The organism is Parasphingorhabdus sp., assembly GCF_039982415.1.
Lineage (GTDB): Bacteria > Pseudomonadota > Alphaproteobacteria > Sphingomonadales > Sphingomonadaceae > Parasphingorhabdus.
Genome location: NZ_JBDWYL010000001.1, coordinates 323,082 through 343,879 on the forward strand (window position 1 = coordinate 323,082; position 20,798 = coordinate 343,879).

Annotated in this window: 22 protein-coding genes and 1 other RNA gene; 14 read left to right on the forward strand and 9 right to left on the reverse strand. The window is 50.5% G+C overall.

Annotated elements, in window-relative coordinates; genetic code table 11:
* Positions 1-63 precede the first annotated feature (63 nt).
* The 3 genes from recR (at position 64) to rmuC (ending at position 2,826) form a co-directional block, all read left to right on the forward strand.
* Positions 64-666 (forward strand): recombination mediator RecR, encoded by a 603-nt coding sequence (recR, locus tag ABJU74_RS01605; protein WP_348385825.1) that lies wholly within the window; start codon positions 64-66, stop codon positions 664-666.
* Positions 667-710: 44 nt separating this feature from the next.
* Positions 711-1,268: a peptide deformylase gene (gene def / locus ABJU74_RS01610; RefSeq protein ID WP_348385826.1), complete on the forward strand. Its 558-nt coding sequence runs from the start codon at positions 711-713 to the stop codon at positions 1,266-1,268.
* Between the two features lie 166 nt (positions 1,269-1,434).
* Complete coding sequence (gene rmuC / locus ABJU74_RS01615; protein ID WP_348385827.1) at positions 1,435-2,826, forward strand: DNA recombination protein RmuC; 1,392 nt, start codon at positions 1,435-1,437, stop codon at positions 2,824-2,826.
* Between the two features lie 21 nt (positions 2,827-2,847).
* Here the strand turns inward: rmuC and ABJU74_RS01620 are convergent, their stop codons facing one another.
* From ABJU74_RS01620 to ABJU74_RS01650, 7 genes are read right to left on the reverse strand one after another with little or no spacing between them, the layout of a single operon-like run.
* On the reverse strand, positions 2,848-3,660 hold the full coding sequence (locus ABJU74_RS01620) for an RNA methyltransferase (protein ID WP_348385828.1): 813 nt from the start codon (positions 3,658-3,660) through the stop codon (positions 2,848-2,850).
* A 5-nt stretch (positions 3,661-3,665) separates the two neighbouring features.
* A complete protein-coding gene (locus ABJU74_RS01625; protein WP_348385829.1) occupies positions 3,666-3,944 on the reverse strand; it encodes an HPr family phosphocarrier protein in 279 nt (92 codons plus the stop codon).
* Positions 3,941-4,345: a PTS sugar transporter subunit IIA gene (locus ABJU74_RS01630; RefSeq protein WP_348385830.1), complete on the reverse strand. Its 405-nt coding sequence runs from the start codon at positions 4,343-4,345 to the stop codon at positions 3,941-3,943. The genes ABJU74_RS01625 and ABJU74_RS01630 overlap by 4 nt, the downstream gene beginning before the upstream one ends.
* A gap of 5 nt (positions 4,346-4,350) precedes the next feature.
* On the reverse strand, positions 4,351-5,283 hold the full coding sequence (rapZ, locus tag ABJU74_RS01635) for an RNase adapter RapZ (RefSeq protein WP_348385831.1): 933 nt from the start codon (positions 5,281-5,283) through the stop codon (positions 4,351-4,353).
* Entirely contained in the window at positions 5,280-5,717 is a 438-nt protein-coding gene (locus tag ABJU74_RS01640; RefSeq protein WP_348385832.1) for an HPr kinase/phosphatase C-terminal domain-containing protein, read from the reverse strand. The genes rapZ and ABJU74_RS01640 overlap by 4 nt, the downstream gene beginning before the upstream one ends.
* Positions 5,714-7,321 carry an ATP-binding protein gene (locus ABJU74_RS01645; RefSeq protein ID WP_348385833.1) on the reverse strand — a complete coding sequence of 536 codons (1,608 nt, stop codon included), beginning with the start codon at positions 7,319-7,321 and terminating at the stop codon, positions 5,714-5,716. Before ABJU74_RS01645 ends, ABJU74_RS01640 begins: the two co-directional genes overlap by 4 nt.
* Positions 7,275-7,979, reverse strand: coding sequence for a response regulator transcription factor (locus ABJU74_RS01650; RefSeq protein ID WP_348385834.1), 705 nt, complete (start codon positions 7,977-7,979; stop codon positions 7,275-7,277). Before ABJU74_RS01650 ends, ABJU74_RS01645 begins: the two co-directional genes overlap by 47 nt.
* Positions 7,980-8,239: 260 nt before the next feature.
* Here ABJU74_RS01650 and ABJU74_RS01655 point away from each other — a divergent pair, with 260 nt between their 5' ends.
* Positions 8,240-9,835 (forward strand): phosphoenolpyruvate carboxykinase, encoded by a 1,596-nt coding sequence (locus ABJU74_RS01655; protein WP_348385835.1) that lies wholly within the window; start codon positions 8,240-8,242, stop codon positions 9,833-9,835.
* A gap of 43 nt (positions 9,836-9,878) precedes the next feature.
* Here the strand turns inward: ABJU74_RS01655 and ABJU74_RS01660 are convergent, their stop codons facing one another.
* Positions 9,879-10,631, reverse strand: coding sequence for a hypothetical protein (locus ABJU74_RS01660; protein WP_348385836.1), 753 nt, complete (start codon positions 10,629-10,631; stop codon positions 9,879-9,881).
* Positions 10,632-10,803: 172 nt separating this feature from the next.
* On the opposite strand from ABJU74_RS01660, the gene ABJU74_RS01665 reads away from it, so the two are divergent.
* Entirely contained in the window at positions 10,804-11,016 is a 213-nt protein-coding gene (locus tag ABJU74_RS01665; RefSeq protein WP_348385837.1) for a hypothetical protein, read from the forward strand.
* Here the strand turns inward: ABJU74_RS01665 and ABJU74_RS01670 are convergent, their stop codons facing one another.
* A complete protein-coding gene (locus tag ABJU74_RS01670) occupies positions 11,017-11,673 on the reverse strand; it encodes an alpha/beta hydrolase (protein ID WP_348385838.1) in 657 nt (218 codons plus the stop codon). It lies immediately after the preceding gene.
* A 144-nt stretch (positions 11,674-11,817) separates the two neighbouring features.
* On the opposite strand from ABJU74_RS01670, the gene ABJU74_RS01675 reads away from it, so the two are divergent.
* From ABJU74_RS01675 to ABJU74_RS01715, 9 genes are all read left to right on the forward strand, one after another.
* Positions 11,818-12,891, forward strand: coding sequence for an aminotransferase class V-fold PLP-dependent enzyme (locus ABJU74_RS01675; protein WP_348385839.1), 1,074 nt, complete (start codon positions 11,818-11,820; stop codon positions 12,889-12,891).
* A gap of 3 nt (positions 12,892-12,894) precedes the next feature.
* The gene (locus ABJU74_RS01680) at positions 12,895-14,010 is read left to right on the forward strand and encodes a cysteine desulfurase family protein (RefSeq protein ID WP_348385840.1); all 1,116 of its coding nucleotides are present in this window, start codon (positions 12,895-12,897) and stop codon (positions 14,008-14,010) included.
* Positions 14,007-14,348, forward strand: coding sequence for a 2Fe-2S iron-sulfur cluster-binding protein (locus tag ABJU74_RS01685; protein WP_348385841.1), 342 nt, complete (start codon positions 14,007-14,009; stop codon positions 14,346-14,348). The genes ABJU74_RS01680 and ABJU74_RS01685 overlap by 4 nt, the downstream gene beginning before the upstream one ends.
* A 2-nt stretch (positions 14,349-14,350) precedes the next feature.
* A complete protein-coding gene (gene bla, locus ABJU74_RS01690; protein ID WP_348385842.1) occupies positions 14,351-15,277 on the forward strand; it encodes a class A beta-lactamase in 927 nt (308 codons plus the stop codon).
* Positions 15,278-15,330: 53 nt separating this feature from the next.
* Positions 15,331-15,425, forward strand: an RNA gene (ffs, locus tag ABJU74_RS01695) — signal recognition particle sRNA small type.
* Positions 15,426-15,502: 77 nt separating this feature from the next.
* The gene (locus tag ABJU74_RS01700; protein WP_348385843.1) at positions 15,503-17,377 is read left to right on the forward strand and encodes a DNA polymerase III subunit gamma/tau; all 1,875 of its coding nucleotides are present in this window, start codon (positions 15,503-15,505) and stop codon (positions 17,375-17,377) included.
* On the forward strand, positions 17,374-17,709 hold the full coding sequence (locus tag ABJU74_RS01705) for a YbaB/EbfC family nucleoid-associated protein (RefSeq protein ID WP_348385844.1): 336 nt from the start codon (positions 17,374-17,376) through the stop codon (positions 17,707-17,709). The genes ABJU74_RS01700 and ABJU74_RS01705 overlap by 4 nt, the downstream gene beginning before the upstream one ends.
* Before the next feature lie 99 nt (positions 17,710-17,808).
* On the forward strand, positions 17,809-20,244 hold the full coding sequence (gene lon / locus ABJU74_RS01710; protein ID WP_348385845.1) for an endopeptidase La: 2,436 nt from the start codon (positions 17,809-17,811) through the stop codon (positions 20,242-20,244).
* A 240-nt stretch (positions 20,245-20,484) separates the two neighbouring features.
* Positions 20,485-20,760, forward strand: coding sequence for an HU family DNA-binding protein (locus tag ABJU74_RS01715; RefSeq protein ID WP_074205352.1), 276 nt, complete (start codon positions 20,485-20,487; stop codon positions 20,758-20,760).
* The last annotated feature ends 38 nt before the right edge of the window (positions 20,761-20,798 follow it).

Sequence of the window (20,798 nt, forward strand, 5' to 3'; positions counted from 1 at the left end):
CCCGTGTAGGACAGCAAGATTTTATATTGGCAGCGAACACATCATGGCCCTAAAGGTCAATGCATGGCATCTCAAGAGATTGAAAATCTGGTTCAGGCCCTTTCAAAACTTCCCGGCCTTGGTCCCCGATCAGCGCGGCGCGCCGTGCTGCATTTGCTAAAACGACCGGAAACGACGATGAAGCCGATATTGGCGGCAATGGAAAAGGTTGAAGCCCATTTGGTAACCTGTTCCATTTGTGGCAATGTCGATACGCAGGATCCCTGTCAGATTTGTGAGGATCCGCGCCGAGACCCCAAATCGCTGTGTATCGTGGAAGAAGTGTCAGATCTTTGGGCGCTGGATAAGTCCCGGCTCTTTCCCGGAAAATTTCATGTTTTGGGCGGGCGCCTATCTGCGCTCGACGGGGTGCGGCCTGAAGATATTGCGATCGATAAGCTGATAAAGCGTGTGGAGCAGGGCGGCATAGATGAAGTGGTGTTGGCCATGAACGCGACTTTGGAAGGCCAAACGACAGCGCATTATATCGCGGAGCGTCTCGAAAATTATCCGTTGCGTCTTAGCCAATTGTCTCATGGTATACCGGTGGGCGGTGAATTGGATTATCTCGATGAAGGGACTTTGGCGCAAGCCTTACGATCCCGCCGTCCCGTCAGCGGCGGATGAGCGGACGGCTTGACGAACCGGAAGGGAATCCCTAAATTTGCGCCATGGCAATATTACCAATAATTGAAGTTCCCGATCCGCGTCTGAAAACTGTTTCAGAGCCGGTTACCGTGTTCGATGAAGAGTTGAAAACGCTCATCGCGGATATGTTTGACACGATGTATGATGCGCCGGGCATTGGCTTGGCGGCGATCCAGGTAGGTGTGCCCAAACGGATATTGGTAATTGATTTGCAAGAACCTGCCGAACATGACCATGAGCATGGCGAAGATTGCGACCATGACCATGAGGTCATCCGGGACCCAAAAATATTCATCAATCCGGAGATTCTTGATCCTTCCGATGATCTCAATGTCTATAGTGAAGGCTGTTTATCGGTGCCGGAACAATATGCCGATGTCGAACGCCCCGCGACGATTACGGCCCGCTGGCAAGATGTAGATGGCAAGCAACATGAAGAGCAGATGGATGGTTTGCTGGCGACCTGTTTGCAACATGAGATGGATCATCTTGAAGGCATTTTGTTCATTGATCATCTCTCGCGTCTAAAGCGCCAAATGGTGCTGAAAAAACTGGCTAAGCATCGCAAGGAAGCGGCATAGCGCGATTTTTGCTATCAACTAACGATAGTCTAACTATACCCTGGCTATGCCTAAAGGCACCGGATTGCGCGGCAATTGGCGTTTGTTTTATCAGTACAAAACTTCTGTTGCAACTGAGGCGATGACCGCCTAAGTTCTTGTTTCGTTCCCACGGAAAGGACATGTCTTGGACGCAATCACGGCTCTTATCATTGCTCTTGTCACACTTTTCGCTGGCCTGGTTGCGGGTTGGTTTGTTGGCGGCCGTGCAGCACAAGCTGCCACAAAGGCGGGCGAAGAAACGATAGCGTCGCTCCGGGCCATGCTGGATGGCGTTCAGCATGAACGGGATACTGCCCGTACAGAACGCGATACCATTCGGGATGATCGCGATTTGGCGAAACAGACGCTGGCCTCGATGGAAGCCGATGCCCGTAATCACGAAAAGCAATTGCAGCAATTGGTCGAAGCAAAAGAAACATTATCCGCCCAATTTTCAGAAGTCGGCGCCAAGATGCTTGAAACCGCACAGCGGCAATTTTTGGAACGGGCGGATCAGCGCTTTGATCAAGCCAATGAAAAAGGGGGCGAGAAAATCGCCAAATTGCTCCAACCGGTTAATGAACGCTTGTCCGCTTATGAGGAAAGCATTCGGAAAATAGAGAAAGAACGCACCGAATCCTATGCCGGCATTACAGCCACTATTGAACAAGTGCGCCAAGGACAGGACCGCGTGCAACAAGAGGCCGCTCGGCTCGTCAATAGTCTGCGCAACGCTCCCAAATCGCGGGGTCGATGGGGCGAGCAACAACTGAAAAATGTGCTCGAAACTTGTGGTTTGTCGGAACATACGGATTTTGTGACCGAACAATCTATTGATACCGATGAAGGCCGTTTGCGACCGGATGCGGTGATTAATGTTCCGGGTGGACGAAAACTGGTCATCGATGCGAAAGTCTCGCTAAATGATTATCAGGATGCTTTTGAAGCAGATAATGATGAAGCGCGCAGTTTTGCGATGGCTCGCCATTGTAATTCGATGAAGACGCATATCGATGGATTGTCGAAAAAAGCCTATTGGGACCAATTTGAAGATGCGCCCGATTATGTCATCATGTTTGTACCGGGAGAACATTTTCTGGCGGCTGCACTCGAGCATGAACCAGGATTATGGGATCATGCTTTTGAGAAAAAGGTTTTGCTGGCCACGCCAACCAATTTGGTCGCAATAGCGCGCACCGTTGCAGGGGTCTGGCGGCAAGAGAAAATGGCTGCCGAGGCCAAGCAAATCGGCCAATTGGGTAAAGAAATGTACGATCGGCTCGCGGTTGCCGGAGAACATCTCAAACGCATGGGATCCGGTTTGGGCAGCGCTGTGGGCAATTATAATAAGTTTGTCGGCAGTTTTGAACGCAATGTCATGGCAACCGGCCGTAAATTTGCGGAATTGAACGTTGAAACCGGCAAGAAGGAATTGGACCCTGTTGCCGAAGTGGAAGCCTTGCCTCGCTATGCCAACGAGGTGGAAGCCGTGCTGATCGAAGAGGATCGCTTTACAGAAGATGAGGCTGCCGAATAGAAATCAGGTGCGATAATCGGATTATTTTCGTCTCTGGTTTAACACTTCATAGCCCATCACTGCACTTGCCATGGCCGCATTCAAGCTGTCTGCTTTGCCCATCATCGGCATTTTGACCAATATATCGCACGCCGTTTCATAAGATGCGGGCAAGCCTTGCGCTTCGTTTCCAATGAGCAAAAATGTCGGCGGGCTATAGCGAACCGCCTGGTAATCCTTGTCGGTATTCAAGCTCGTGCCCACCAACTGTCCTTCGCCACTGCGCAGCCAGGGTAGAAATTCCTCCCATGAGGCTTGTGTGATTTTTTGTGTGAAGATGGCGCCCATGCTTGCGCGTACGGCTTCGACAGCGAATGGATCAACGCAATCGTCGATCAGGATCAGGCCGCCAGCGCCAATCGCATCGCCTGTTCTTAATATGGTGCCAAGATTGCCGGGATCGCGCAGCGCCTGAGCCACTAGCCAAATGTCAGATAGTTTGCGATCCAGTTCTGCAAGGGGTGTCGGGTGATCCGCATAGATTCCGATAATGGATTGAGGATTGGACTTTCCGGAAAGCTTCGCAATAATCGCTTCGCTAGTTTCAATCACTTCGCCGCCGGCATCCAGCGTGGCTTGTTCGATTTTTTCAGCGAGGGGGTGCAAGGGGGCATCTTCAACCAGCACCAGCAATTTCGGGGTTTTGCCGGCATCCAGCGCTTCAGTAAGAATACGCAGCCCCTCAGCGAGAAAATGCCCTTCGCGTTTGCGATGCTTTTTTTCGCGCAAGCTTCTTAGCCGTTTGATAGTCGGGTTGGAAAAACCGGTAATTTGCCGCCGCTGGGAGTCAGACATGGAAACTAGTCCTCGCCAAAACCATCTACGACCAATCCAGTCAATTTATCCAACGCGCTTTCGGCTTGCTCTCCGGCTACGATAATGTCGACATCATCGCCCTTGGCTGCACCGAGCATCATAAGCCCCATGATCGACGTGCCGGTGACCTCGGTTCCGTCTTTGGCGACTTTAACCGTCAATCCTTCTGGCAATTTGCTGACATAGGTCACAAATTTCGCGCTGGCCCGAGCATGGAGACCGCGATTATTGGTAATGGTAACAGTCTTGCGAAATTCGCTCACGCGTCGCTACCCAATATTTCTGATGCAACGCTGATATATTTTTGACCGGCTTCTTTGGCTGCGGCAACTGCGTCGCCCACGTCCATGCATTTACGCGCGCCATCAAGACGGATCAGCATGGGCAAATTGACGCCGGCAATAACTTCCACATTGTCCTTTTCCATCAGCGATATGGCGAGATTAGACGGCGTGCCGCCGAACAGGTCGGTTAGGACAATCACGCCTTTTCCGCCTTGCACCTTGTCAATTGCTTCGGCAATTTCCTCGCGGCGCTGCTCCATATCGTCATGCGGTCCAATACAAACCGGCAATATGGCTTTCTGAGGGCCTACGACATGTTCCATGGCGGTTATAAATTCGACAGCCAAGCGGCCGTGGGTAACAAGCACCAAACCGATCATTGCAATTAATTACCCTTATTTCCGTTCAGATCTTGCATGGCTTCGAGCGCGTCCATTGGCCGTGATGCCAAATTGCGATGCAGGACAGTGGGCGAAAATCCGGCGTCTTGCAAGTTTTTGCTCAGCGTTTCGGCAACATGTACCGATCTGTGACGGCCACCGGTGCAACCAATTCCGATATTGACATAGGCCTTGCCCGCTCTGACATATTGGGGAACCAAAAATTTCAACATTTCCTCAAATTTGTTTAAGGCTTCGGGATAAGCGGGGTCTTTGGCAATATAATCGGCCACTGGTGCATCGAGTCCCGTCATCAATTTCAAGTCGGGATCCCAAAATGGATTCGATAAAAAGCGGACATCGAACAGCAAATCAATATTGTTGGGTAGGCCGCGTGAGAAACCAAAGCTGGTTATTGTTACCGTGGTTATATCGGTGTCTTGCAGGCTAAATTCTTCTCGAATCCGGCCTTGTAAATCATTGGCCGACAAGTCGCTCGTGTCCATGACGTGATCGGCCCATCGCCGGATCGGTTCAAATTGTGATCGTTCCAGCGCGATGCCTTCTTTGGCTGGTCGATCCAAAGCAAGAGGATGGCGTCTGCGGGTTTCGCCATAGCGCCGTTCCAATTCTCCGCCCGCACAATCCAGAAACAATGTGGAAATATGATAGTCCGCATTGTCTTGCAGCTGCTTAATCCGATGGATTAACTCATCGGGATCAAAGCCACGGGTTCGGCTATCAAAGCCCAGCGCCAAAGGCGGATCACCATCGCCGCGCGAACTGGATGGAGGCGTTTTCAACAGACCTTCAACCAAGCGTATCGGAAAATTGTCAACGGTTTCCCAGCCAATATCTTCCAAAGTCTTGAGCGCAGTTGACTTGCCGGCACCTGAGAGACCAGTCAGCAACAATACATGTTTAGCGGCGCTACTCATAAGGTGTCACCTTGGTTTTCGTACAATTTTTGGAGCGCCAATTCCGCTTTGATGGGGGCGCTTGGTTCATGACTGTTCAGGGCTATTGTCGAAATAGGGGTGTTCATAATTGTCTCGGTTTGGCTGCCCATCGGAAAGCGCTCGGGATTGGGGGCTAATCGTATGTGCAACTTTAGCGGAACCTTTGAAATATGGGGATAGTCAAAAATGCCCAGATGGCAGATCTCGAGCTGACCGGCAATTGTCGCGGGCGTGATCAATAGGATGTGGTCGTTTTCTTTCTGCATTTCAACATAGTCATCGCTTATTAAAGTGGCGCCGCGATCAATGAGGCGCAAGGCTAAATCCGACTTTCCCGCGCCAGAAGGCCCCGTGATGAGCAAGCCATCACCGCCGATGGACACTGCCGTGGCATGCAAGATTTTCTCGTTCATGAAGGGGCCTTGGGCAAACGAATTTCGAAACAGGCTCCGGAAGCGCCATCGGGTCGATCAATCGCTTCGATCGTTCCTTCATGACCTTCTATAATGGTTTTGGCAATTGCCAGACCGAGGCCGCTATGGCGTCCAAAAGCCTCCGACGCCGGACGATCCGAATGAAAGCGTGTGAATATCTTCAGTCGTTGCTCAGGTAAAATACCAGGGCCTTCATCTGATATTTGAATGACCACTTCATCCGCATCTGGCGTGGCCAATATTTCAATCAATCCTTCCTCGGGTGAAAAAGATACCGCATTGTCGAGAATATTGCCAAAAACCCGTTCCAGCCGATCATCGTCTCCCATGACCAGCGCCACGCCTCGCCCCGGTCGGGCAAAAGCGATTTTGATATTCTCATTGGTGTCGCGCTGTTCCCGTGCGGCGAGCAACTGGTCGAGCATTTTCCCGATATCAACCTGTTCAAATTTTGTTCGCGCCAATTCTGCATCAACCCGCGATGCTTCGGAAATATCGTTGATCAGCCGGTCAATCCGCCGCACATCGTCATTGGCGACATCGAGCAATTGCTTGCGCAATTCCGGTGCATCGACGCGGTCCAACCCTTCCAAAGCCGAGCGCAAGGAGGCGAGGGGGTTTTTGATTTCGTGACTGACATCGGCGGCAAAGGCTTCTGTGGCATCGATGCGGTAGCGCAGTGCACCGCTCATATCGGCCAAAGCGCGAGCCAACTGACCAATTTCATCGCGCCGTCCGGGCATGCGCGGCACGGTAATTTCGGGGGCCCGGCCCAACCGTACGCGAATGGCTGCCCGAGCAAGCTTGCGGATCGGTCGAACAATGGTTCGCGCCAGAAAAAGAGACAATAAGATGGAAACAATAGCGGTCAGGAAAATAACCAAGACCACATTGGATCGTTCCGCGCGCACGATGCGTGTGATGTCGCGAGCATTGCTGGTCAGCAAAAGACGATTGTTATTGCTGGGAATGTGCGAGGCGGCAATAATCATTGGCGTGCGATCCGGTGCATAGCGCACGGCGCTATTGGGTTGCGGATCATCGCCGATAAGGCGAAGTTCGGGCCAAGCATTGGCGCGGTCATTCTGTGGTTCTGCAAAAGGGGTAATGGGTTTGCTGAGCACGATAAATTCGATCGATTGGTCGAGTTTGCGCGCAACATCCTTTTGCCATGATTGAGTCTGTGGATCACGCAACAGATAAGTTGGTTCTGCCAGTTCAAAACTATCGACTATTTTTGTACCGTTTCCGTCATATAGGCGCAATCGACTACCCAAATGCTTAGCAAAAGACTCAATCAAATCTTGTTGATTTTCGGGCGTCTGCACATTTAATGCATCACTGATAATTTGGGTTTGCAATTGGGCTTGGCTCAGCCGTTCGGCGGTGAGCTCATCGCGGTAGTTGTCGAGATAGAATAAGCTGCCCGCGAGCAGTGCGATAGCGAGAATATTGACCGCCAATATCCGCGTGGTCAGGGACAGGCGCGCAGACCATCGCAGAGATAGCTCGCGCTCGTCTCGTGCCGATTCAGGGCTATTCGTTGTAGCGATAACCGGCTCCATAGAGCGTATCAATGGCATCAAATTCCGGATCCACTTCCCGGAATTTACGGCGCAGACGTTTTATGTGGCTGTCGATTGTGCGGTCATCAACATAGACATCATCCTGATAGGCTGCATCCATCAGTTGATTACGGCTTTTGACCACGCCGGGTCGATTAGCCAATGTTTCCAAAATCATAAACTCGGTGACGGTTAAAGTGACATTGCCGCCATTCCATTTCACCAAATGTCGGGCCGGGTCCATTTCCAACCCGCCTCGGACCAATGGCTCCATTCCTTCTGAATCGACCTCTTCATCCGTCATTTTTACCAATTCTGCGCGCCGCAAAATCGACTTAACGCGTGCTATCAGCAGGCGCTGCGAAAATGGCTTTTTTATATAGTCATCGGCACCCATGGCTAAACCGAGGGCTTCGTCCAGTTCTTCGTCTTTGGAGGTTAGGAATATAACCGGCAGATTGCTTTTTTCGCGAACCCTGCGCAACAATTCCAAACCATCCATTTTCGGCATCTTTATGTCGAATATTCCAAGATCCGGCGGATTGTCCAATATCGCCTGCAAGGCTGCCTCGCTGTCCGAGTAAACCCGCGTGACATATCCTTCGGCTTGCATCGCTATTGATACAGAGGTCAATATGTTGCGATCATCATCAACTAGAGCAATATTTGCGGCCATCGCTGGAACCTATCCTGTGAACATTGGTAAGCTTTTTCGAACAACGGCCTAATTGATGCCAAGCCTCGGCACAAGATAGATATGGTTTTGGGGATAGTGGTTAGAAATGACTATCGTTGTCATTATTTGCTTAAGCATTCCGTGGAGAAATTCAGCCAATCTGCCAGTTTGACCGACTCGGTTGGGTAAGTTAAGCGCCTCATCAAACATACCGAATCCGGTAATCGTCCATTCCTAATTCAAGCCTTAGGGGAATAATTGTGCCAAAAGTTTCGTCCGTAACGTTAAATGATCAAGGTTTTTCCACAGCCGCTGAACAGCACTGGAATCTGGGAGCACCCGCCTTGGTTGAAGCGGCAGTTTCTCGCGGAGAAGGGCAATTGGCCAAAGATGGTCCATTGGTGGTTGAAACCGGCAAGCACACCGGTCGTTCGGCCAATGACAAATTTATCGTCCGTGATGCGGAGACAGAAGCTAGTGTTTGGTGGGGCAAAACCAATGTCGATATGACGCCCGCTCATTTTGCCGCGCTGAAAGAAGATTTCCTCAAAGCCTTGGGTGAAAAAGAGACATTATTTGTACAGGATTTATTTGGTGGGTCCCAGCCCGAGCATCGCGTGAATGTTCGTGTGATCAACGAGCTAGCCTGGCATAATTTGTTCATTCGGACGATGCTGGTTCGCCCCACGGCCGACGAACTACCTGGCTTTGATCCGGAATATACGATTATCGACTTGCCTAGTTTCAAAGCAGATCCGGCGCGTCATGGGACACGCAGTGAAACGGTTATTGCGGTGAATCTGACAGAGAAGCTCATCCTCATCGGCGGAACCGCTTATGCTGGAGAAATGAAGAAATCGGTCTTTGGTTTGCTCAACTACTTGCTTCCTCTAGACTCGGTCATGCCAATGCATTGTTCTTCCAATATGGGGCCAGAAGGCGATACCGCGATTTTCTTTGGCTTGTCTGGCACCGGGAAAACAACCCTGTCCGCTGACGCCAGTCGGACATTAATCGGTGATGATGAACATGGTTGGTCCGATACGGCCGTATTTAACTTTGAAGGCGGCTGTTATGCGAAGATGATTCGCTTGTCGGAAGAAGCAGAGCCTGAAATTTATGCCACAACCCGTCGATTTGGTACGGTCCTCGAAAATGTGGTGATGGATCCAGAAACGCGAGAATTGGATTTTGATGACAATAGTAAAGCGGAAAATACCCGCGGCGCCTATCCGATTGACTATATTCCAAACACGTCCGAGAAAAACATGGGACCAGTTCCCAAAAATATCATCATGCTCACAGCTGATGCCTTTGGTGTTTTGCCGCCAATTTCTCGCCTGACACCGGAACAAGCCATGTATCATTTTCTGTCCGGCTATACTGCGAAAGTCGCGGGAACCGAAATTGGTGTGACCGAACCAGAAGCTACATTTTCCACTTGTTTTGGCGCGCCCTTTATGCCGCGTCATCCATCCGTATATGGAAACCTTCTGAAAGAGCGCATTGCCAAAGGCGGTGTGCGCTGCTGGCTCGTCAACACGGGCTGGACTGGCGGAAAATATGGCGAAGGCAACCGGATGCCGATCAAAGCCACCCGCGCCCTTCTAAACGCGGCTTTGGATGGCAGTCTGAATGATGGCGATTTCCGTCATGATGAAAATTTCGGTTTTGAAGTACCGGTTGCCGTGCCGGGCGTAGACAGCGCCATTCTCGATCCGCGTTCAACTTGGTCTGATGGCGCAGCTTACGATGCGACGGCGCAAAAACTGGTGAAACTGTTTATCGACAATTTTGAGCAATTTGCCGAACATGTTGATCAAAATGTCCGCGAGGCAGCGCCTACAGCGGCTTAAAACCTGACCCTTATTGTCGGCCAGAGGGGTTGATGCCATTAGACTAATGCAGTTGTCGCGGGTCGTCTGCGACAATTGCCGCGTCTACCCATTGGCTTTTGTTATCGGGTGTGAGCATGACCAGTTCGCCTTCAAAAAGGCCATCCGTTTTTTTGCGCTCCGATATCTTGCCACTTGCAGCAATTTTCTGTGCAATATGCACTGCTCTTTTGCGAAGGGCTTCCGGCGCGAAACCAAAGCTTGGCTTAAAGCGGATTTCTTGTTCGCAAAAATAACGCAATCCATTGGTGTGAATAGTGCCATCAGATTGCTCTATTAGCGCCATTTGCAAGGGAATGGATATTGGGTCATTTTGCCCTTGATGGTTAGTCACGCCCAAAAATTGAGAAAAAGCCATAGTCTGCTGCGATGGCTGCCAAAGAATGAACTTGGCATCAATTTCAAGTCCAACATATCGCGCCAGTTGCAACAAATAGTTGTTGATGGTTTCGCTATGCTTGCCAGAAGCAATATGATCCGCAGGCATTATCCCAATTGCGGACAGGGAAGATCTTGATAAATTTTGCTCATATGGATTTGTTGCATATTGGGCGGCCGTTTGAGCCATGTCCTCGGCATCAAAATGAAATAGTGAAAAAGTCAGTCCATTAAAGATCATTTCCATGTGATCTCGATGATCAAACTGGGATGGAGATCGTGCAATTCTGCTCTCTGCATCTGTCCACCCTTCCAATTGGGAAAGATAGAAATCTGGAGGCAGTTGGGCCCAAATAAAAAGAGATAATTTGCTGTCCATGCCGCTATCCTTTCGCGAATCCTGTGCATATTGAGGCCGGAACGCCCAACAGCGATGTTTTTAGAGCCGCGGATGAAGAACTAGCGATAGTCAGCGTGCCAATAATAGGAAAAATCATCTTGGCTTGATATCGAATTGATATGACGGCACTATTATGGGGAGGAGAGCGCAATTGGCTGATTGGATATTGTCGATATTGATGCTGGCGGGCTTGGGATTGCTCGCGGGCGGCGTCTATCTGATCCGCACGGGCAAGAACAAGAAGCAAGGCTGGCTTATGTTAGCGGCCGCTGCCGTAATGTTCCTCAATGTCGCGATTTGGACGATCCCTACACCCGGCGCTGAGCCGGGCAACGAGACGCTGGTTCCTGACGCGCTAGAATGATTATTTAATCGGCGAATCCGGCGCGAGACGCATGTCGAGATAATTGTCGACCGATCCCATCAGCAATTCCATTTCATTTTCATAAAAATGATTGGCGCGGGGAATTTCATCATGATGAATTGTGATATGTTTTTGCGTGCGCAATTTGTCGACTAGCTTTTGGACGGCACTTGGTGTCACGACTTCATCATTCACGCCTTGGATGATAATTCCGGATGACGGGCAGGGCGCCAGAAAGTTAAAGTCATACATATTTGCCGGCGGAGAAACGGAGATAAAGCCGCGCACTTCTGGGCGACGCATGAGCAATTGCATTCCGATCCACGCACCAAAGCTATAGCCGGCAATCCAGGTTGTTTGGGCTTCGGGATGAATACTCTGAACCCAATCCAAGGCAGAGGCGGCATCTGACAATTCGCCAATGCCATTGTCAAAAATGCCTTGTGACCGACCCACACCACGAAAGTTAAAGCGGAGAGTCGCAAATCCACGATTGACGAATGTCTTATACATCGCCTGCGTAATACGATCATTCATAGTGCCGCCCGCTTGTGGATGGGGGTGCAGGATCATCGCAACGGGCGCGCGGTCACGTGGCCCTGGGCTAAAACGGCCTTCAAGGCGACCTTCAGGTCCGGTAAAAATTACGTCAGGCATGGCTTTTTCAATTCTATGATCGAGTTTACAAATGGTTTGCAACAAAAGACAGAATAGCTTTTGCGCTAAATGAAGCGCCTATATAGAGAGAGTATAGTAATCCGCAACTCTATCCCGCAACCTTCAAAGGCCAATGGCAGTTTTATGTCTGAAAATAAGCGAATCTATCTGGATCATGCCGCAACTACCCCGATGTTAGATGTTGCCCGTCAGGCGTGTTTGGAAGGTTTTTCGCACTGGGCCAATCCTTCTTCGCCACATGCCGATGGTCGGTCGGCAGGAGCTATGCTCGAAAACGCCCGCAGACGATTCAAAAATGCGTTAAATTGGGATGGTGAGGTTCTGTTTACCAGTGGGGCCAGCGAAGCCATTCAAATTGCGCTGAAGCAAACCAAGGCGCGCCGCCAATTTGTGTCACCAATCGAACATGATGTAGTCTTGCGATTTGCACCAGATGCAGAATCTATAGCGGTTGATTTAAATGGTTTGGTCGTGCCCATGCGCCTTAATCATATGCTCAAATCTGTTAAAGAACCATCGGTGGTGGCAGTGCAATCGGTAAACAATGAAACGGGTATCATGCAGGATATGGCAGCGCTTGCTAAAGTCGCTCGGGATCGCGGTGCCATATTAATGGCGGACTGTTCCCAATCCGTTGGGAAAATGCCACTGCCAGACGCGGATTTAATCATCATTGCCGGTCACAAATTTGGCGGACCGCCCGGTGTTGGCGCATTGTTGATCAAGGATTTGAATCTATTGCATGCGCCCGGTGGTCAGGAACAAGGCTATCGATCCGGCACCCAGAATCTTCCCTATATTTTGGCCATGGTCGCGGCGTTGGAAGCGCCCGCCAATTGGGCTGGTCGGGCCACCGAATTGCGCGCGCATCTCGACAATGCGATAAAAAGCGAAGGGGGCAAGGTTATTGCTGAAAATGCTGCTCGGATCGCAACAATTGGAAGCTATCACATGCCGGGAGTGGCCGCGAATACACAGCTCATCAAATTTGATATGGCCGGTTTCTCGGTGTCAGCAGGAAGCGCTTGTTCTTCTGGAACACTCAAACCCAGCCATGTTTTGGAGGCCATGGGTATAGATAGTGACACCGCGCGGGAAGTGATCAGAGTGAGCATCGGACGGGATACAACGCGCGCCCAAATTTACGAATTTGTCGAACAGTGGAAGTCGATCTTCCAAGAAGTACGTAAAGTCTAAGCGATGGCACAAGCGCCAATATATCTCGATAATCAAGCGACAACGCCGCTGGCGCCGGAAGTTTTCGATGCCATGATCCCATGGTTGCGGGATAATTTTGGCAACCCGCACAGCGCGCATATTTTGGGGCGCAAAGCGTCCGCGGCCGTAGAACATGCACGCGCACAAGTGTTGGCACTTTTGCCAGATGATGGACAACTTCTATTCACGGGCAGCGCGACCGAAGCGATCAACACCGGCTTTGGAATTCTAGAAACGCTCAAATTTCCTAGCCGCAATAAAATTATTCTGTTGGAAACCGAACATGCCGCGGTTCGGGATACGGCAGCCGCCTATGAGAAAAAGGGATTTCGCGTCGCATATCACCCGGTAAAATCCGATGGTATTGTCTCTCTCGAACAACTGGATCGCGTCATTGACGAACATACCGCATTGGTTGCCGCCATGTTGGTGAATAATGAAATTGGCGCGGTGCAACCGATTGAGGCCATTGCCGCGCTAGCACATGAAAAAGGCGCCTTGATGCTCTGCGATATCGTCCAGGGTTATGGCCGTGTGAGCATTCCCGACAATATCGATATAGCCGCAATTTCAGCGCACAAAATCTACGGACCAAAAGCAATTGGCGCGCTGTGGTATCGCAATGGCCTATCCATGCCGCCGATGATTCACGGCGGTGGACAGGAACAGGGTTTGCGATCGGGGACATTGTCGCCAGCGCTCTGCGTCGGATTTGGTCAGGCGGCAGAATTATGCGTGCATCGCAGTCGCAAGGATACAGCGCATATTCAGGCTCTTTATGACAAGGCGAGTCATTGTTTTTCAAATTGGACGATTAATGGGTCTACCGATCATCGCTATTGCGGTAATCTCAATATCATGCGGACTGATATCGATGTTGCCCGACTGATGTCCGAGGTCCGCGACGTGGCTTTTTCTGCTGGCTCGGCTTGTGCCAGTGGTTCTGGACGACCCAGCCATGTTCTGGCTGCGTTGGGATTGGATCGCGCGCAGATACGATCGTCGATACGACTGGGCTTTGGCCGGTATAATAGTGAAGATGATATTGAGCGAGCAGCCAATTCTATCAATCAAGCAGTCGAGGCGCAGTTGGGATGAGTGATATCAAAATTAATTTTGTCAGTGCTGACGGCGAAAAAACGGTAACGGCAGCCGCAGAAGCCGGAGATGATCTGCTCAGAATTGCGCAAGTTCACGATCAACCCTTGGAAGGCACGTGCGAAGGCCAAATGGCCTGTTCTACTTGTCACGTTATCGTTGCTGCCGATGATTTTGACAAATTGCCGGAAGCCACAGAGATGGAAGAAGATATGCTCGACTTGGCTGCTGGTGCGCGGCGCACGAGCCGATTGGCCTGCCAAATCACAATCACCGCTGAATTGGACGGACTAACCGTTCAAATTCCAGCAGAAAGTCGGAACATGCAGGGAGTATAGTGATGATGGATCGTCGAAATTTTATGGCGGGATCGTCTCTGTTAACCGTCGCCACAACATTCCCCTTTGCAGCGAGTGCACAGCAACCAGCAGTTTTTCAATATCAGGATGCAGCAGCCAACAAGGAGCTAGTGCGGCTCGAAAAACTAATGGGTGGCCGGCTTGGCATGGCCTTGACCGATGGCTCGGGTAAGATTGCTCTATCATATCGGGGTGATGAGCGATTTGCGATGTGTTCTACCTTTAAAGCACCGCTCGCATTTGCTCTAATGGATGCGGCCGAACAAGGACAGGCGGATATAAATAAAGGGTTTTTTCTAAGCGAAATGGATCTTGTACCCTATGCGCCCTTTGTCGAAAATCAATTGGCAGCAAACAACAAAGTGACATTGAAAGAATTGGCTCTGGCTGCGGTCAAGACCAGCGATAATTCGGCCGCCAATTTGGTGTTAAAGGCTATTGGTGGTCCAGCAGGCTTTACCGATTTCGTGCGTCGTCGCGGCGATGCCATCACGCGTTTGGATCGGATCGAACCGGCTTTGAACGAAAATAAAGTGGGCGATCCTCGCGACACAAGCAGCCCAGTGGCCTTTTCCCAACTTATGTACGGTTTGATGTGTGGTCCCTCGCGATCTTCAAATTGGTCGACCGTCTATGACGCTATGGCTACCAGTAAAACCGGTTTGAACCGAATTCGTCTGGGACTGCCTTATGGTTGGCCTGTAGGCAATAAAACGGGGACCGCTCCGGCAGGCTTAGCCTATAATGATGCAGCGATATTCTGGCCTTCTTTTGCAGGCTATGGTGGCGATGAACCGCAATTTTTAACCGTATTTACAGATCGCCCAACGGCTTCTGCGGGCGCAGTTAACCGGACTATTGTCGAAGTTGCGAAACTTGCGGCCTGGATTGCGCAACGCAGGAAATAGGCGGTAACAACAAAACTGACTTGAATCCGTCCACAAAGCTCGCCATATGCGCAGCGGGAGTCGGGTGGACGTAGTGTTCGCCAACCCGGTCAGATCCGGAAGGAAGCAGCCGTAACGATTTTTCTGCGGGTCGCCCGGCTCCTACTCAAAAATTTACAATAGAAATAAGGGTGGAAACCGCTTTAAGGCTTCGACAAGCGGAGAGCGAGCGCCTAAACTCATCTGATGTCCGATTCACCCGACATATTCGCCGCTGGTGGCGTGGAAGCTCCGCTGGGCCCGGCACCTGCTGCGGCACAGCCTTATCGCGTCCTGGCGCGCAAATATCGTCCGTCCAACTTTTCCGAGCTGATTGGGCAAGATGCCATGGTGCAAACCTTGGGCAACGCCATCAAACGAGACCGTTTGGCCCACGCTTTTCTCATGACGGGTGTGCGCGGTGTCGGCAAGACCTCCACAGCCCGGCTTATCGCAAAAGCTCTGAATTGCATTGGCGAAGACGGGCAAGGCAGCGCCACTATTGATCCTTGTGGCAAATGCGAACCGTGCAGATCCATTGCCGAAGGCAGTTTTATTGACGTGATTGAAATGGATGCCGCGAGCCATACCGGTGTCGATGATGTCCGTGAGATTATCGAAGCTGTGCGCTATGCTTCCGTGTCTGCACGATATAAAATCTATATTATTGACGAAGTGCACATGCTGTCCAAAAATGCCTTTAATGCGTTGTTGAAGACGCTTGAAGAGCCGCCAGCGCATGTGAAATTTATTTTCGCCACCACCGAAGTTAATAAAGTGCCGATTACGGTCTTGTCCCGTTGTCAACGTTTTGATTTGAAGCGAATTAAAGCCGACCAGCTTTCTCAGCATTTCGCCAATATTGTTGAAAAAGAAGGCGTGGAAGCGGAACGCGAAGCCTTGGATCTCATCGCCCAAGCGGCTGAAGGATCGGTGCGCGACGGTCTTTCCATCCTCGACCAAGCGATTGCACATGCCGATATGGACGGGGCCGATAGCGGCCATAGTGACGTCAAGGCTACACAGATCCGTGAAATGCTCGGTTTGTCCGATCGGAGCGCGGTGCGGCGGCTTTTTGGTTTGTTTTTGGAAGGAAATACTCAAGCTCTACTGGATGCGATCGATGCGCAATATCGGGTAGGTGTTGAACCGCTATCTTTAATGAATGGCCTGCTTTCCCTGTGCCATCAGGTAACCTTGTTTAAAGTTGGTCGGGCGAACGATCCCACCTTATCTGAGGAAGCAAAAGCGCAGTTAAGCCATTGGACGCAGGAACTTTCTTATCCTATTCTCCATCGGTTATGGCAATTACTTCTCAAAGGGTATGAGGAAGTTCAACGCGCGCATATGCCGCGGGAAGCCTGTGATATGGCCCTTTTGCGTGTCCTATGCGCTGCCGATATGCCGGACCCTGGCGAATTAGCAAAAATGGCGCAGGCACCGGTCGAAAAACCCGCCCCAATGCCAGCTCCCGCATCATCACCTCCCCAAGTAGGCAGCACAGCAACGGAAATTTTGGCGCAAAATGACCGCGAAGAAGCGGTATCACACGAAACTGCGGCAATATTGTCCTCGGAACATAACAGTCAGCCTCCCAAGACAGAGCCCATGCCGAAATCGCAACCGTCGGAACCGATTTCATCGTCTCCAACTGATCCAATTAAGCCTATTGGTGCTGCCGAATTGCCGCAAGATTTCCAGTCTGTCATTGCAATAATTGGAGCGGTTTCGCCTATTTTGGAGAGTATATTAATAGCAGACATGCGGATCATTCGTTTTGCTGCGCCGATGATCGAATATCAATCAGCCAGACCCATTGCCGCGGCGGATGTGAAGAAGATTGCCGAGGCATTGAAACAGGCCACAAATGTGGTGTGGACGCTGGCAGAGGGGCAGGGTGAGGCAAAACCCAGTATTTCTGAACAGGTACAGCTGGACCGCGATGCAGCCACCCAAGCGATATTAGATACACCGCTCGTAAAAGCGGCTTTCGAAGCCTTTCCCGATGCGGAGTTACTAGAAAATGAAAAAGATCCGGCGCAAGATGTTTCTCAGCCGGAATCAAGGAGTTCACAAGCATGAAATCGATGGAAGAAATGATTCAAGCGGCGCAAGAAGCTGCTCAAACGGTCCAGGCGCAAATGGAAGAAGCGCAAACCAAGCTCGATAGTATCGAGGTGGAAGGGCAATCTGGCGGCGGATTGGTATCGGTCAAAGCGACCGCAAAGGGCCGTATTTTGGGTGTCAAAATTGACGAAAGCCTTATGAAAGCAGAAGAAAAAGGCATTTTAGAAGATTTGGTCGCTGCCGCTTTTAATGATGCACGGGACAAAGCTGACGCAGTGAGCAATGAAGAAATGGGCAAAATGACCGGCGGAATGGGTCTGCCAGCAGGATTTAAACTGCCTTTCTAGTCTTTTGCTCCGGCATAAAGAATTGTTGGTTGAAGTCCGTTCAACCCGCCCCATATAAGCTAAGAAGCGCTGAATTTGGCGCTGTAGTTTGGAGTATTAATGTCTCAGTCTGAATCAAGCTCTGCTGCTAATCCTGAATCCAAAGCGCTGCCCCTATTGCCGCTGCGCGATATTGTCGTTTTCCCCAATATGATTGTTCCGCTTTTTGTCGGACGTGACAAATCCGTTGTTGCGCTGGAAAAGGCCATGGATAGCGACAAAGAAATTTTTCTGGTCGCCCAGCTTGATCCAGCAGAAGACGATCCCGCTCGCGATCAGCTTTATGACTTGGGTGTCGTGGCGACAGTATTGCAACTTCTCAAACTTCCCGATGGAACCGTTCGGGTGCTTGTCGAAGGCAAACAGCGCGCCAAACATGTGTCCTTGGATGATCAGGAAGACGGTTTTGTTTTGGCAAAAGTGGATTTGATCGAAGAGCAATCTGTAGAAGGGCATGAAGCCACGGCTTTGATGCGATCCGTCGTCGAGCAATTTGAAAATTATTCGAAGCTCAACAAAAAAATGCCGGCAGAGACCGTTGTTCAATTGGGTGAGATTGAAGAAGCATCTCGTCTGTCCGATGCAGTCGCAGCCAATATCAACGTCAAAGTCGCCGACAAACAAAGCCTGTTGATCGAGAGCGACCCGGTAAAGCGCCTCGAAATGGCGTTTGCGTTCATGGAAGGCGAATTGGGTGTCTTGCAGGTTGAAAAGAAGATTCGTGGCCGCGTGAAACGGCAAATGGAGAAAACCCAACGCGAATATTATTTGAATGAGCAAATGAAGGCCATTCAGCGTGAATTGGGTGATGGCGAAGATGGCGAGGGCGACGAAATGTCCGCTCTGGGTAAAAAAATCGAGGAGATGAAGCTCTCCAAGGAAGCCAAAACAAAAGCCAATGCTGAATATAAAAAACTGAAGGGCATGCAGCCTATGTCTGCAGAAGCCACAGTGGTCAGAAATTATCTCGATGTTCTGCTCGGATTGCCATGGGGTAAAAAGTCGCGGCTAAAAAAAGATATTAAGCAAGCGGAAAAAATTCTCGATGACGACCATTTCGCTCTGGAAAAAGTGAAAGAACGCATTGTCGAATATTTGGCGGTGCAGGCCCGAACTAATAAGCTCAAAGGACCTATATTATGCCTTGTTGGGCCTCCGGGCGTTGGTAAAACCTCTCTAGGGCGATCAATTGCACGGGCGACGGGCCGTGAATTCGTCCGTCAATCACTGGGCGGCGTGCGAGATGAAGCTGAAATTCGTGGCCACCGGCGGACTTATATCGGTTCCTTGCCGGGTAAAATTGTGTCCAATTTGAAAAAAGCGGGAACGTCAAATCCATTGTTTTTGTTGGATGAAATTGACAAGCTTGGTCAAGACTTCCGGGGCGACCCTGCATCCGCTTTGCTGGAAGTGCTTGATCCGGAACAAAATGATAAGTTTCAAGATCACTATCTTGAGATTGATATCGATTTGTCGGACATCATGTTCGTCACAACGGCAAACTCCCTTAATCTGCCGCAACCTTTGCTCGACCGGATGGAAATTATCCGACTTGAAGGCTATACGGAAGACGAAAAGGTCGAGATTGCAAAACGCCATTTGATTGAAAAACAAATTGACGCACATGGACTGAAAAAGGGCGAATTCACCTTGCAGGATGATGCGCTGCGAGATTTGATCCGCTATTATACGCGCGAAGCGGGTGTGCGGACCTTGGAACGTGAAATAGCCAAATTGGCGCGCAAAGCTTTGCGCCGGATTTTGGAAGGAGAGTTTAAGGCTGTCGAAATCACACCCGATACGCTTTCCGAATATGCCGGTGTGCGCAAGTTCCGTCATGGTGTTGGCGAGGAAGAAAACCAGGTTGGTGCGGTGACGGGTTTGGCTTGGACGGAAGTGGGCGGAGAATTGCTGACGATTGAATCGGTGACCGTATCCGGCAAGGGCCAAATTAAAACGACCGGGAAACTGGGAGAAGTAATGACAGAATCGGTGCAAGCTGCTCTGTCCTTCGTCAAAGCACGCGCGCCATCTTACGGCATTAAGCCGAGTATTTTCGGTCGAAAAGACATTCATATTCACTTGCCCGAAGGGGCTGTGCCGAAAGACGGACCTTCTGCCGGTGTCGGCATTGTGACGGCGATTGTCTCTACGCTAACTGGAATTCCGGTACGCCGGGACGTGGCCATGACCGGAGAAGTGACGTTACGCGGACGGGTTCTTCCCATTGGCGGATTGAAAGAAAAGCTTCTGGCGGCCTTACGCGGCGGCATCACGACCGTGTTGATCCCCGCTGAAAATGAGAAAGATCTGGTCGAAATTCCGGAAAATATCACATCTTCTCTCAAAATCATCCCCGTCAAGCATGCGGATGAGGTGTTGGCACAAGCTTTGGCAGATAAGGTGGAGCCCATTGAGTGGAGCGATGCTGACGAATTGGCTAGTCACGCTACGGCACCATTATCCGATGAATCAGGGTCAACCGCTCGCCATTAAGCACCGATAATAGCGAGTCGGCTTAGAGAGAAAGACGGCTTCATTGCTGTGTCCAACCGTCAGGCTTGGCCGAAATTGTTCGAAAATGGATCATTTTTAACCATTTGACATAAATATTACATCTTTGACCCAGAAATCGGCGGTTTTCCTTTGACTCGGGGGGACTTCTTGTAGTTACTGACGCCAGACAAAGTCGCGATTCAATCAAGAATTGCTTTTAGAGAAGGGGGGATACCCATTATGAATAAACAGGATCTTATCAGTAGCGTAGCAGATCACAGCGGTCTCAGCAAAAGCGATGCCGGCAAAGCGGTCGACGCAGTTTTCGATTCAATCACAGGGTCACTGAAGAGCGGCAATGAAGTCCGTCTCGTCGGTTTTGGAACATTTTCTACATCAAAGCGTAAAGCTTCAACAGGCCGTAACCCACGTACGGGTGAGCCAATGCAGATTCCTGCATCCACACAAGCGAAATTCAAAGCTGGTAAAGGCTTGAAAGACGCCGTTAACAAATAAGTAAATTGGGGGAGTGCCTGGGCGCTCCCCTTTTTTTC

Bases quoted from the DNA above. Each gene is read 5' to 3' on its own strand.
- ABJU74_RS01645 (WP_348385833.1), bottom strand. From the start codon at position 7,321: ATGCCATTGATACGCTCTATGGAGCCGGTTATCGCTACAACGAATAGC.
- ABJU74_RS01700 (WP_348385843.1), top strand. From the start codon at position 15,503: ATGTCCGATTCACCCGACATATTCGCCGCTGGTGGCGTGGAAGCTCCG.
- recR (WP_348385825.1), top strand. From the start codon at position 64: ATGGCATCTCAAGAGATTGAAAATCTGGTTCAGGCCCTTTCAAAACTT.
- lon (WP_348385845.1), top strand. From the start codon at position 17,809: ATGTCTCAGTCTGAATCAAGCTCTGCTGCTAATCCTGAATCCAAAGCG.
- bla (WP_348385842.1), top strand. From the start codon at position 14,351: ATGATGGATCGTCGAAATTTTATGGCGGGATCGTCTCTGTTAACCGTC.
- ABJU74_RS01660 (WP_348385836.1), bottom strand. From the start codon at position 10,631: ATGGACAGCAAATTATCTCTTTTTATTTGGGCCCAACTGCCTCCAGAT.
- ABJU74_RS01650 (WP_348385834.1), bottom strand. From the start codon at position 7,979: ATGGCCGCAAATATTGCTCTAGTTGATGATGATCGCAACATATTGACC.
- ABJU74_RS01680 (WP_348385840.1), top strand. From the start codon at position 12,895: ATGGCACAAGCGCCAATATATCTCGATAATCAAGCGACAACGCCGCTG.
- ABJU74_RS01715 (WP_074205352.1), top strand. From the start codon at position 20,485: ATGAATAAACAGGATCTTATCAGTAGCGTAGCAGATCACAGCGGTCTC.
- ABJU74_RS01630 (WP_348385830.1), bottom strand. From the start codon at position 4,345: ATGATCGGTTTGGTGCTTGTTACCCACGGCCGCTTGGCTGTCGAATTT.
- def (WP_348385826.1), top strand. From the start codon at position 711: ATGGCAATATTACCAATAATTGAAGTTCCCGATCCGCGTCTGAAAACT.
- ABJU74_RS01705 (WP_348385844.1), top strand. From the start codon at position 17,374: ATGAAATCGATGGAAGAAATGATTCAAGCGGCGCAAGAAGCTGCTCAA.
- rapZ (WP_348385831.1), bottom strand. From the start codon at position 5,283: ATGAGTAGCGCCGCTAAACATGTATTGTTGCTGACTGGTCTCTCAGGT.
- ABJU74_RS01670 (WP_348385838.1), bottom strand. From the start codon at position 11,673: ATGCCTGACGTAATTTTTACCGGACCTGAAGGTCGCCTTGAAGGCCGT.
- ABJU74_RS01620 (WP_348385828.1), bottom strand. From the start codon at position 3,660: ATGTCTGACTCCCAGCGGCGGCAAATTACCGGTTTTTCCAACCCGACT.
- ABJU74_RS01685 (WP_348385841.1), top strand. From the start codon at position 14,007: ATGAGTGATATCAAAATTAATTTTGTCAGTGCTGACGGCGAAAAAACG.
- ABJU74_RS01675 (WP_348385839.1), top strand. From the start codon at position 11,818: ATGTCTGAAAATAAGCGAATCTATCTGGATCATGCCGCAACTACCCCG.
- ABJU74_RS01640 (WP_348385832.1), bottom strand. From the start codon at position 5,717: ATGAACGAGAAAATCTTGCATGCCACGGCAGTGTCCATCGGCGGTGAT.